11 protein-coding genes are annotated in these 11,988 nt (G+C 66.9%); 8 read left to right on the top strand and 3 right to left on the bottom strand.

Going from position 1 to position 11,988, the window contains the following annotated elements:
* Window positions 1-25: 25 nt before the first annotated feature.
* From AB0280_RS11080 to AB0280_RS11060, 5 genes are all read left to right on the top strand, one after another.
* Entirely contained in the window at window positions 26-889 is an 864-nt protein-coding gene (locus tag AB0280_RS11080) for an ABC transporter substrate-binding protein (RefSeq protein ID WP_224024045.1), read from the top strand.
* Between the two features lie 97 nt (window positions 890-986).
* A complete protein-coding gene (locus AB0280_RS11075) occupies window positions 987-1,775 on the top strand; it encodes an amino acid ABC transporter permease (protein ID WP_307491125.1) in 789 nt (262 codons plus the stop codon).
* A complete protein-coding gene (locus AB0280_RS11070; RefSeq protein WP_307491127.1) occupies window positions 1,772-2,554 on the top strand; it encodes an amino acid ABC transporter ATP-binding protein in 783 nt (260 codons plus the stop codon). The genes AB0280_RS11075 and AB0280_RS11070 overlap by 4 nt, the downstream gene beginning before the upstream one ends.
* Window positions 2,554-3,597 carry a Gfo/Idh/MocA family protein gene (locus AB0280_RS11065; protein WP_307491129.1) on the top strand — a complete coding sequence of 348 codons (1,044 nt, stop codon included), beginning with the start codon at window positions 2,554-2,556 and terminating at the stop codon, window positions 3,595-3,597. The genes AB0280_RS11070 and AB0280_RS11065 overlap by 1 nt, the downstream gene beginning before the upstream one ends.
* A gap of 77 nt (window positions 3,598-3,674) precedes the next feature.
* Window positions 3,675-4,796: an NAD(P)/FAD-dependent oxidoreductase gene (locus tag AB0280_RS11060; RefSeq protein WP_366367257.1), complete on the top strand. Its 1,122-nt coding sequence runs from the start codon at window positions 3,675-3,677 to the stop codon at window positions 4,794-4,796.
* A gap of 59 nt (window positions 4,797-4,855) precedes the next feature.
* On the opposite strand, the gene AB0280_RS11055 is transcribed toward AB0280_RS11060, so the two are convergent.
* A complete protein-coding gene (locus AB0280_RS11055; RefSeq protein WP_275181464.1) occupies window positions 4,856-6,307 on the bottom strand; it encodes a SulP family inorganic anion transporter in 1,452 nt (483 codons plus the stop codon).
* Between the two features lie 230 nt (window positions 6,308-6,537).
* Here AB0280_RS11055 and AB0280_RS11050 point away from each other — a divergent pair, with 230 nt between their 5' ends.
* Both AB0280_RS11050 and mptB read left to right on the top strand, forming a co-directional pair.
* Window positions 6,538-6,939: a MerR family transcriptional regulator gene (locus tag AB0280_RS11050; RefSeq protein ID WP_201302543.1), complete on the top strand. Its 402-nt coding sequence runs from the start codon at window positions 6,538-6,540 to the stop codon at window positions 6,937-6,939.
* Window positions 6,940-7,016: 77 nt separating this feature from the next.
* Window positions 7,017-8,714, top strand: coding sequence for a polyprenol phosphomannose-dependent alpha 1,6 mannosyltransferase MptB (gene mptB, locus AB0280_RS11045; RefSeq protein ID WP_307491133.1), 1,698 nt, complete (start codon window positions 7,017-7,019; stop codon window positions 8,712-8,714).
* Window positions 8,715-8,738: 24 nt separating this feature from the next.
* Here mptB and AB0280_RS11040 read toward each other — a convergent pair whose 3' ends face one another.
* Together AB0280_RS11040 and AB0280_RS11035 are read right to left on the bottom strand one after the other, a co-directional pair.
* Window positions 8,739-9,995 carry a glycosyltransferase 87 family protein gene (locus tag AB0280_RS11040; RefSeq protein WP_364398462.1) on the bottom strand — a complete coding sequence of 419 codons (1,257 nt, stop codon included), beginning with the start codon at window positions 9,993-9,995 and terminating at the stop codon, window positions 8,739-8,741.
* Between the two features lie 28 nt (window positions 9,996-10,023).
* Complete coding sequence (locus tag AB0280_RS11035; protein ID WP_201302542.1) at window positions 10,024-11,313, bottom strand: glycosyltransferase family 87 protein; 1,290 nt, start codon at window positions 11,311-11,313, stop codon at window positions 10,024-10,026.
* Between the two features lie 356 nt (window positions 11,314-11,669).
* Between AB0280_RS11035 and AB0280_RS11030 the strand changes: the two genes are divergently transcribed.
* Complete coding sequence (locus AB0280_RS11030) at window positions 11,670-11,873, top strand: hypothetical protein (protein WP_159634846.1); 204 nt, start codon at window positions 11,670-11,672, stop codon at window positions 11,871-11,873.
* The last annotated feature ends 115 nt before the right edge of the window (window positions 11,874-11,988 follow it).

Below are 11,988 nucleotides of genomic sequence, written 5' to 3'. Positions count from 1 at the left end.
TCCCTCCCAACGATTGGACAACGCTGTGAAGAAAAAGAACCTCCGCCCGGCCGGAATCGCCGCCGCAGCACTGGCTGCGGTCCTGGCGCTCTCCGGCTGCAGCTCCACCTCCGCCGCTTCCACCACTGAGAACAACCCTTACGGCCTGATCCAGCCGGGCACCATCCGCGTGGCCAGCCTGGGCGACTCCAAGCCGTACACCTTCGCCGACGCGTCCGGTAATTTCACCGGCTTCGACGTCGAACTGTTCAAGGATGTGGCCCACCGGGCCGGTGTGGACAACGTGGTCTTCACCGGACAGGACTTTTCCGGCCTCCTGGCCGCAGTGGCCAACGGGCAGTTCGACGCCGGTGTGGCCGCGATCGGCATCACGGACAAGCGGAAGGAAACCGTGGACTTCTCGGACGGCTACCTGGCCGGTTACCTGACGGTGATCACCACCAAGACGTCGGGCATCACAAGCGCTGAGGGCCTGGCCGGCAAGCGCCTGGGTGTGGTCCAGGGAACCCTGCAGGAAGCGTACGCCGTCAAGAACTTCACCTCGGCCAGCCTGGTCCGCTTCCCGGACAACAACACCGCCATCGCGGCCGTGAACAGCGGCAGCGCGGACGCCCACTTCCTGGATTACGAGGCAGCGAAGGCCTACGAGGACCAGCACGGCCTGGTCAGCGCCGCGGACATCCCGTCCTTCGACGCTCCGGCCGGGTTCGCCGTCGCCAAGGGCAAGACCGCCTTCAAGGAAGCCCTGAACAAGGGCTTGGCCGCCGCCATGGAGGACGGCACCTGGAAGAAGCTCTACCAGAAATGGTTCCCGGGCTCCCCGATGCCCAAGCAGTACCTGCCCAAGGCCGAACAGGCCGCCTCCGCCTCACCCGCGCCCAGTAAGTAGCCCGCGCGCACCAGCCCTCCGGCTTCACTGCCGGGGCGGGCCCCGCTGGCCGAGGCCCGCCCCGGCACCTCCACCCAATCTACGTCTGAGAGCAACCATGGACTGGTTCAACACCATCATCCGTACTTTCTTCGACTTCGGCGCTATGGCCGAGGTCCTGCCCCAACTGTTGGCGGTCGGCCTGCTGAACACGCTGATCATCTCCATCGCCGCCACCGTCCTTGGCACGGTGCTGGGGATGGTGGTGGCCGTCATGGGCATCTCACCCTCGAAATGGCTGCGGGTTCCGGCCCGGATCTACACCGACCTTTTCCGGGGCCTGCCGGCCATCCTGACCATCCTGCTGATCGGCCAGGGCTTCGCCCGGCTCAGCCAATCGATCTTCGGGCCGTCCCCTTACCCGCTGGGCATCATCGCACTGAGCCTGATCGCCAGCGCCTACATCGGCGAGATCTTCCGCGCCGGCATCCTCAGCGTGGACAAGGGCCAGGGCGAGGCCTGCCGCGCCCTGGGGATGAGCTACGCCAAGTCCATGGCCCTGGTGGTGGTGCCCCAAGGCGTACGCCGGGTGCTTCCGGCTCTGGTGAACCAGTTCATCGCGATCGTCAAGGACTCCTCCCTGGTGTACTTCCTGGGCCTGCTGGTCACCGAACGCGAACTCTTCCGCGTGGGCCAGGACGCCGCCGTGCTCTCCGGCAACCTCTCACCTCTGGTCGCGGCAGGCCTGTTCTACCTGGTCATCACCGTCCCGCTGACGCACCTGGTAAACCACTTCGACAACAAGTTCCGCAGCGGACGCCGCCGGGCCGCGCCACCCACCAGCGGGCTGAAGGAAGTCAAGGAACTCGACGCGGCCTCGCCGCTCACCACCGGGAGCAACACATGAACACCCCCACGCAAAACACCACCACAGCAGGCCGCATCGGGGCCCCGACCTTCCACGGCTCCAGCCTGGAACTGCACAACGTCACCATGGCCTACGGCGACATCGACGTCCTGCGTAACGTCAGCCTCACGGTCGCCCCCGGAACCACCACCTGCATCATCGGCCCCTCCGGCTCCGGCAAATCCACCCTGCTGCGGGGCATTAACCGCCTCCACGAACCCAAAAGCGGCGACGTGCTGCTCGCCGGCGACAGCACCCTGGGCACCAACCCTGACACCCTGCGTACCCGCATCGGCATGGTCTTCCAGCACTTCAACCTCTTCCCGGACCACACCGCGGAAGAAAACGTTGCCCTGGCCCTCTGGGCCGTCAAGGGCATGCCCAGGGCCCAGGCCATGAATCGCGCCCGCCAACGCCTGGCCGAAGTAGGCCTCGCCGAACGCGCCGACCACCGCCCCCGCGATCTCTCCGGCGGCCAGCAGCAGCGCGTCGCCATCGCCCGCGCCCTGGCCATGGAACCCGAAGTCATGCTCTTCGACGAAGCAACCAGCGCCCTGGACCCTGAGCTGGTCAAGGGCGTCCTGAACCTCATGGCGGGCCTGGGCCGCCGCGGCATGACCATGCTGGTGGTCACCCACGAAATGGGCTTTGCCCGCAAAGTCGCCGACCAGGTGGTCTTCATGGACGAAGGTGAAGTGGTCGAAGCAGGCACTCCCACCCAACTCTTCGACAACCCCCGCAGCGAACGCCTCCAGCGCTTCCTCTCCGAGGTGCTCTGATGGGTACGGTTCCCGCTGCACCCATCCGGACCGCCGTCGTCGGCTTTGGGGTCTCCGGAAAGGTCTTCCACGCGCCGCTGATCGCGGCCAACCCGGATTTCTCGCTCGACGTGATCGTGACGGCCCAGCCCGGGCGCGCGGCCGAGGCGGCACGCCTCTACCCACGGGCACGGATCGTTGGAACTCCAGAAGAGCTATTCGCCCTGTCCGCGGACCTGGACCTGGTCATCCTGGGCACCCCGCCGCACACCCACTTCGGACTGGCCGCGACGGCCATCGCCCATGGCCTGCACGTGGTGGTGGACAAGCCGTTCGTGCCCACGTCCGCCCTGGGTGGGGAACTGCTCAGCAGGGCGGACGACGGCGGCGTGCGGCTTACGGTGTTCCAGAACCGCCGGTGGGATGCAGACTTCCTTACCCTCCGGAAGATCCTGGCCTCGGGAGCGCTGGGGCAGGTCAGCAGCTTCGAATCACGGTTCGAGTGGTGGCGGCCGGAAGGGTTTGGGAACTGGCGGGACACCGTGTCCCTTGCCGAGGGCGGCGGCATCCTGCACGACCTGGGAGCCCACCTGATCGACCAGGCCATCCAGTTGTTTGGCCCGGTGGAACAGAGCTACGGCGAGACGGCCAACCGCGGGAAACATCCGGACGCTGCCGACACTGAGGCCTTCGTGTCACTGCTGCATGCCTCCGGAGTACGCTCCCGGCTGTGGATGAACGGCATGGCCGCCCAGGCGGGCGCCCGCTTCCACGTCCTCGGCTCCGCGGCCGGGTACACCAAGTGGGGTCTTGACGGCCAGGAACCTGCGCTCGCAGCGGGGATGCCGCCGTCGGATCCGGCATATGGCCTCGACCCCCAGGAGTCTTGGGGGCTCCTGGGCATCGATGGTGCAACGTCCCCCGTTCCTGCCGAACGCGGCGCCTACCCGCAGTTTTACGTGCAACTGGCCGCAGCCCTGCACGGGGAGGGGCCGCTGCCCGTCGACCCCGCCGGCCCCCTCGAAGTACTGAAAGTCATCGAGGGGATCCACGCCCTGGCCTGAGGCTCCCCCCAACTCTTCTCCATGACGCACCGTTCGCGTCCAACCCAGAACCACGAATTCCACAGAAAGGGACACCAATGTCCTCTGCCACAGCCACCAAGCGCGTCGCCATCATCGGCGGCGGAATCCTGGGCGTTTCCACCGCCGTGCACCTGCTCCGCGAAGGCGCCTCCGTGATCCTGCTGACCGAGCGCGGCCTGGCCAGCGAAGCCAGCGGCCGTTCCCTGTCCTGGCTCAACTCAGCGGGCGAACGGTCCACCCCGTACCACCAGCTGCGGGTTGCCGGCGTGGACCGCTACCGCACGCTCTTCGCCTCGGACCCCAAGCGGGAGTGGCTCCAGTTCGGAGGCGGACTCATGTGGAACGCGGACGGGCAGGCTGAAACGACCGAGGCGCGGCACGCTTACGAGAAGTCCATCGGTTACGACTCCAAACTGCTGGCTCCGGAAGAGATTGCCACAGCCACCCCCGGTATCGATTCCAGTGCCGTACCGGACAACGCCATCTTCAACCCCGGCGAAGGCTGGGTCAGCCTTCCGGACCTGATCGACTTCCTGATGGAGGAGTTCCACTCCCGTGGCGGCGAACTGGTCCTCAATGCCGGCAAGGCCTCCGTCATGGTGGAGGGCGGCCGCACCACCGGCGTGGAGACCTCGTCCGGCGGGACCTACCCGGCCGACGCCGTCCTGGTGGCGTGCGGGGCAGCGACGCCCGCCGTCGTCCAGCCCCTGGGCGTGCACATCCCCAATGGTTCGCCGGTGTCCATGCTGGTGGTGACCAAACAGGTGCAGCACGACGTCACCGCCGTGATGAACACCCCGCGCGCCGCGCTCCGGCCCAACCCCGGCGGCACGTTCGCGCTGGACCACGACTGGTACGAGGAACACATCACCGAGCACGCGGACGGTTCCTTCACCGTCCCGGAAGAAGTGGTGCAGGAACTGGCTGATGAAGCCTCCAGGCTGGTTGCCGGCAATCCGGAACTCAAGCCGGCCTCCTGGAAGATGGGCTACAAGCCGATCCCCGGTGACGGCGAACCCGTCCTGGGCGAACTCGGCCAGGTGCCGGGCTGCTTCGTTGCCTTCATGCACTCCGGTGCCACCCTGGGCCTTATCGCCGGCGAACTTCTTGCCGGTGAAATCCTGACGGGCCGGAAGCACCCCATGCTGGCGACGTTCCGGCCGGGGCGGTTCTCCTAGGTCATGCGCGAAGGAGCGGGACCGCAGACGTGCGGCCCCGCTCCTGGACGCGCCGAAAGTCAGGCGCCCAAATGCCCCGTAAGGCGGCGGTGGAAGCCGGTGCTGCGCTCATCCAGGCCTTCAATGGCCACCGCGGCGCCGTGGTGCCCGTACTTGGTTTCGATGGAGTCCAGGGCCGCCACTGTTGACGCGTCCCAGATCTGGGCGCGGCTAAGGTCGATGGTCACCGAGGCGGGATCGTCGGCGTACGCGAAATGCTCCACGAGGTCATTGCTGCTGCCGAAGAACAGCGGCCCCACCACCTCGTAACGCACGCTTCCGCCGTCGTCCGCCAGGTTCCGCTCGACGGTGATGACGTGGGCCACCCGGCGGGCGAACAGCACCATCGCCAGGATGACGCCCACCAGCACTCCGTAGGCCAGGTTGCCCGTGAAGACCACGACGGCCACCGTGACGCCCATGACGATCGTCTCCGGCAGCGGCATCCGCTTGAGGGTGGACGGCCTGACGCTGTGCCAGTCCACCGTGGTGACGGCCACGACCATCATCACCGCGGCCAGGGCCACCATGGGGATCTGCCCCATGATCGGGCTCAGCCCCGTCACCAAGGCCAGCAGGAACACCCCGGCCACAACCGTTGATATGCGGGTCCGCGCCTGGCCGGTCTTCACATTGAGGACGGTCTGGCCGATCATGGCGCAGCCGGCGATGCCGCCGTAGAACCCGGCGAGGATGTTCGAGACGCCCAGGCCCCAGGACTCGCGGCCCTTGTGCGAGGGCGTCTCAGTGATGTCATCGACCAGTTTCGCCGTGAGGAGGGTTTCCATGAGGCCGACGAACGCCACGCTCAGCGCCGTGGGCAGGACCAGCTTGAAGGTCTCAACATCAAGCGGAACCAGGAACGGGGTGAATCCCGGCATCTGGCCGGTCAGGGGCCCCTCGTCGGCGACGTTGGGAACAGCAAGGCCCGCAAGGATGGCGATCGCCGTGACGACGACGATGGCCACCAGCGGTGACGGGACCACCTTGGTGAAGCGGGGGAGGACGAAAATAATGGCCAGCGTCAGGGCAAACAGGACGTAGGCGAGCCAGGGGACACTGAGGACATGGGGCACCTGCGCCATGAAAATCAGCACACCCAGGGCGTTGACGAACCCGATCATCACTGATCGCGGGATGAACCGCATCAGGCGGGCAAGCCCGGCCAGGCCAAAGACCACCTGGATCACCCCTGCAAGCAGCACCGTGGGCAGGACGTACTGGACACCGTGCTCGTGCACCAGCGGTGCGATGACCAGGGCCACGGAGCCCGCAGCCGCCGTCACGACGCCGGGCCGTCCGCCAAGGATGGACATCGCCAGGGCAAGCACGATGGAGGCGACAAGGCTGACCATCGGATCCACCCCGGCCACGATCGAGAACGAAATGACCTCCGGGACGAGCGCGAGGGTGGTGACCATGCCGGCGAGGACTTCGCGGGTCAGCTGCCGCGGAGAGCGCAGCGCGGCCATGACGGTGTTCGGCTGCCGGGTGGGGCGGGGGCGGTCGGCGACGGCCAAGGAGCGGCTCCAGGGACTTGGCTCTCAGGAAAGAGCGGGTGGGCAACGTTGTGCGCGCCACGGTGCGCAAGGGTCCAGCCCTGCCATGGAAGACAATTGGGGTGGAGAGAAAAGCGCCGGTGACTGCCGGCTGCGCATGCAACACTACCCTAACGTGAGGGTTGAGCCGGATGGGTGACGTGATGGTGAAAGAGATGACCGCCGAAGAAGTGGTGGCCACAATGCATATCGGCGAACTCGCGGACCGTTCGCAGATGTCCCTGCGCACCATCCGCCACTACGACGAGGTGGGCCTGCTCAAACCGTCCGGCCGCACCGACGGCGGATTCCGCCTCTACACCGAGCGCGATTTCGCGCGCCTGCTGCTGATCCGCAGGATGAAACCGCTGGGGTTCACGCTCGAAGCCATGGCCGGGCTCCTGAAGGTCATTGACGCCTTGGAAGCGGCCGCGCCGGGCGAGGATGTTACGGCCATCAGGACTGAGTTGAACGGTTTCATTGAAGAAGCAGCGCGGCGCCGTGCGAAGTTGGAGGAACAACTCGGCATGGCCGACGAGTTCCTGGCGCTGCTGCGCGCTCGGTAGGGGACCCGCCGCTGTTGCCAAACTGTGCCTTGCCGCGCGGCCATGGCCCCGGGGCAGCAGTAAGCACGGCTGATAAAATGACCGGGTTGCAGGGCGGCCCAGGGAGCCGGTGCAACCAGTGCCGTAACAAAGTAGGGGACCACACAATCATGACGGCAGGCGGGTCACACCTTGAGACGTCGGAGAGCCGGCCGGGCAAACCGGTCGACGCCTCCGCGCCCGCCAGGGGCCGCGCCTACCTCGCCACCATCGAAGGTTTCATCGGCGCCCTCATGATGTTTGTCGGCTCCATCGGCACGGGCTGGATCGCCAACGGCTCGCCCATGATCCGCCAGCCGGTGGTCATCGCACTCCGCACCGAGGGGTGGGGTGTGGCCGTATCCACCGTGCTGCTGACGGCCGGCGCCATGCTCCTGATGCGCTCCTGGCTGAGGCTGGGCCAGCGGCTGGGGGACTGGGGGCAGTCGTCGCTGCGGTCCGTGGTGGTGGCCATCTCCGCCTGGTCCCTGCCGCTGCTGTTCTGCGTCCCGGTCTTTTCCCGCGACGTCTACGCCTATACCGGCCAGGGACGCCTGGTCCAGGAGGGCCAGAACCCGTATGAGGTGGGCATTTCCACCCTCAACAACTGGTTTTCGCTGGGCGCCGACCCCGCCTGGGCCGAGAACCGGACCCCCTACGGGCCGTACTTCCTGTGGCTGGCGCGCGCCGTCGTGGGGCTGACCGGCGCCCAGCCCGACGCGTCAGTCCTGCTCTTCAGGCTCCTGGCCGGCGTCGGCGTCCTGCTCTGCGTCATCTACGTCCCCAAGCTGGCCGAACTGCACGGCATCAACGGTGCTCGGGCCCTCTGGATCTCCGTGGCCAACCCGTTGTTCCTCATCAGCTTCATCGCCAGTGCCCACAACGACGCACTCATGGTGGGGCTCGCCGTCGCCGGTGTCTACCTGGCCGCCACCCGCCGCTACCTGCTGGGCATCCTCCTGGTCACCGCCTCCATCGGCATCAAGCCCATCACCGTGCTGCTGCTGCCGTTCATCGGGGTCATGTGGGCGGGCCCCTCTGCTTCATGGCCGCGCAAGTTCCTGATGTGGGGCGCGACGGCGGGCATCAGCTTTGGCGTGCTGGCCCTCAGCGGCATCCCCTACAGCCTGGGTATCGGCTGGACCTGGGCCATTATGGACCCCACCCCGGGCTACACGGGGTACTCGCCGTCGGGCTTCCTGGGCCAGCAGGTGGAGATGCTCGCCAATGCCCTGGGCCTGCCCGGGGGAAGGCTGGCCACCTGGCTGAGGACGGCCATGAAGTGGGCCGCCATCGCCCTGGTCCTGCTGCTCATGTTCCGCGGCGACTACTCCCGTGCGGTGCGCCGGATGGCCCTGGCGTTCACCGCCGTGGTGATGCTCTCACCCATCATTCAGCCCTGGTACATCCTGTGGTTCCTGCCGTTCCTGGCCGTCACCGGCATCCGGGACGACTGGCAGATCCGCTCGCTGTACGTGGGCGTGACGTTCTTCGTGGTGTTCGGCGCGCAGGACCAGCTCTCGGTCTGGTCCTTTGTGGAACTGCCCATCGACGCGTCTTCCCTGGCGTTCTTCACCGCCCTGGCCTTCACGTTCTACCTGCTGGTGCTGGACGTCCACACCCGGAAACTGCTCATCGAGGGAAAGCCCCTGGACCTGGCCCGGCGCGGGTGGCAGTGGGCTTTGGAACGGCGGGCGGTACGCCGCACCCGCGCACCCCAGGCCCCAGCCGCCGTCGACCGGTCCGAAAGCCGCTAGCCGGGCGGCCGGCCACATAAAAAGCTAGGCTTCCGCCGGCACCCGCGTGGAGGTCTTGCGGCCCAGTTCCGCCGTGCGCTTCACCGACCACCACAGCAGCACCACCAGGAGCACGTTACGGGTGGTGAGAATGGCCGCCATGACCGGGTGGGCGTGGATCAGCGGCGTATAGAACAGCGGATAGATCACGAACGTTGTCATGGCAATGCCCATCAGCAGGGCCGCGGGCACCTTCCAGCGCTCCCAGTCATGGGCCAGGCCGGCGATGATCACGGGGGCCAGCCAGATGATGAACTGCGGCGAGCCCACCTTGTTGAAGACGATGAATGCGGTGACCATCATAAGGGAGCCCTCGAGGAACAGTTCCTCGCGCTCGGCGCCCCGCCGCATCGCACGCACCAGCAGGATGGCGGCGGTCACGGCGGCGAGGACCAGCAGCGGCTGCATCAGGAACGCTGCAGTACTGGCTCCGGGGCCGTAGACCTCGGTGGAGTTGATGGCCGTGTTGTCCGCCATTTTGGAGCCGGCGATGTGGAAGACGCTCAGCCAGACCCACGGTGTGGAGAAGGTGGCCTCGAGCTGCATGCCGCGCTCGCCCTGGTTGAGCAGGAAGTCCATGATGTGCGGCAGCCCGCCGGTCAGCCAGGTCCCCAGTCCAACGACGGCGGTCACGGCGGCACCGGCGAGCACCACCTGGATGCGCTTGTGGCTGGCGATGACGATGGGTACCAGCACGGCTGCAGGCCACACCTTGATCCAGGTGGCCACGCTGAGCAGGACGCCCGCCACCACGGGCCGGTCAGCCGCGTAGAGCAGCGCGATCAGCACGATCGGTGCGGTGATGCCTTCCACCCGGGCGAAGCTCAGGTAGCCCATGAAGACGGTGAAAAACAGCCACCACCAGGCCGGCGCAACGCCCGTCACCTTCCGCGGGCCGCGGGTGAGGTAGAGCAGGCCGACGGCGTTGAGCGCCGTGATGATCAGGAACCACACCAGCAGGTAGAGGCTTGGCCCGGCGATGTTCGCCAGGAAGATGGGGATCTGCGCCAGCACGGGGTAGACCCAGGGGCTGATCTTCCCGGTCAGGTCCGCCGGGTTGTACCCGTCCATGGCCCACTGCCGGTACTGCTCGGTGTCGCTGAACGTATCGCCGTTCAGGAAGAAGGACGCCATCCAGCCCAGGAAGTACAAGTGGACGACGGCGAAGCCCCACCACACGCTGGACGGACGGGCGAACCAGTCCACCACCTTGGCTGGCAGGACTTTGCTGCGGACCGTCACCAAACGGTCAAAGAACCTTGCGGAAATCTCAGGTCTCCTTGAGCGCGGGGGCGGGTGCGGCGGTCTTCTTGCCCAGTGAGTACAGGCGCCGGACGCTCCACAGGAACAGGACCACCAGCAGGATGTTGCGGATGGTCAGCACCAGTGCCATCCACGGGTTGTTGTGGCTGAGGGCGTCGTAGAAGAGGGGGTAGATGAAGTAGGTGGCCACGGCGATGGCGATCAGCATCAGTGCCGGGACGCGCCATTCGCGCCAGCTGTGCGCCAGGCCGACGGCGACGGCGGGGCCCAGCCACACCATGAACTGGGGCGAGCCCACCTTGTTGAACACCACGAAGGCGGCGGCCAGGGCGAGGGCGCCGGCGAGAAGCAGCTCGGTCCGGTCCACGCCGCCGGCCACCTTGTGCTGCTTGCCGTTGTGGAGCGCCCAGAAGGCCAGGCCTGCCACCAGCAGGGCGGCCAGGACCAGGAGCGGCTGCATCAGCACGGACATGGTGGCGGTGCCGGGGCCGTCCACCTGCATGGAGTTGATGTCCGTGTTCATGTACATCCGGGAGCCGCCCACGTTCAGGACGGAAAGCCAAAGCCACGGGGTGGTGAAGGTGGCCTCGAGCTGCATGCCGCGGTCGCCCTGTTGGGTGAGGAAGTTCAGGAGCTTGGGGACGCTGCCCAGGGCTGCTGCCAGCGCAACGACGCCCGCCGTCGTCGCGATTCCTGCCAGCACTACCAGCAGGCGGTTCTTCACGACGGCGAACAGGGCCAGCATGATGGCCGCCGGCCAGACCTTCACCCAGGTGCCGATGGCCAGCAGGACCGAGGCGATGAACGGGCGCTGGACGCCGTATGCCAGGGCCACGAGGACCAGCGGGGCGGTGAGGCCGTCAACGCGGGCGAAGCCGAGCCAGCCCATGAGGAAGGTGAAGGCCAGCCACCACCAGCCCGCGGGGATGGCGTTGGCGTTGCGGCCGCGTCCGGTGAGTTTCAGCAGCGCCCAGCCATTGAGGACGGTTGTCATGAGGACCCAGAGGAAGAAGAACGGTCCAGGGCCTGCGAGGCCCGCAATAGCCATGGGGATCAGGGCCAGGATGGGATAAACCCAGGGGCTGGGGCCGCCCCGGAGGTTGGCGTCGTTGAAGCCGGCCATGGCCCAGTCGCGGTAGATGAAGGTGTCGCTGAACGCCTCGCCGCGCAGGGAGAGCGAAGCTGCGAAGACCAGGAAGACCAAATGGACCACGATGAAGCCGCCCAGCAGTCCGCGCCCGGAGTTCAGGCCGCTCCGCACGGGCGCGGGGAGGATGACATTGCGGATCCTGGTCAGACTGCCGAAGAGAGCGTCGGTGGAAATGGCGGAATCCTTGTCAGGTCGTTGCACAGTCAGCGGTCGCGCAATAATGGCTCGGGTGGGCCGCGGGGCGGGTTTCGGAGGCAGATGGAAGCCCCGGAAAACGGCTCCCACTCCCTTTCAACTCTAATTGACAGCGCCCTGCGGCCAGTAATTGTCAGGACAAAGGGTGGCGCCCAAGGCGCTGACCTGCGTCATTTATCTAAAGTTGCTGGCACATTTTTGCTCAGGCACCATGGGTCGAGGCGCGAAAGCGCCAACCGCCTATGCAGCCAGGGGGAGCGCTCGGCGGGGTATGCCCACCCATCCCCTGAAAGACACAGGCAACATCCATGAACTTCCCCCTGACCCTCACCGTCTCCGACCGCCACAGCATGGACACCGAGCTGGACGCCGCGGTCGCAGCTGCCAAGGCCCATGCACTGATCGGCCGCCGCCACGGCATCCTGGTGACCCGCCATGGCGCCGACAAGTTCACGGTGGACCTCAGCGACGCCGTCCCCTTCGGCCTCACCCGCGAACACCAGGCCTGGTAGGCCCCTTCAGCCGGCGGCTGACACAGCCGGCCCCCTGGCACAAAGCCGGTCGTCGAACTTACCCTGCCCCTGACGGCGGCGCCTTTGGCGCCGCCGTCAGTGCCGGCGTCGCCCG

The sequence above is a fragment of the Pseudarthrobacter sp. 902506025 genome (assembly GCF_040702325.1).
In the GTDB taxonomy this organism is placed as follows: domain Bacteria; phylum Actinomycetota; class Actinomycetes; order Actinomycetales; family Micrococcaceae; genus Arthrobacter.
Note: the sequence above shows the minus strand (reverse complement) of the source record. Positions and strands in the feature narration are given on the sequence as shown.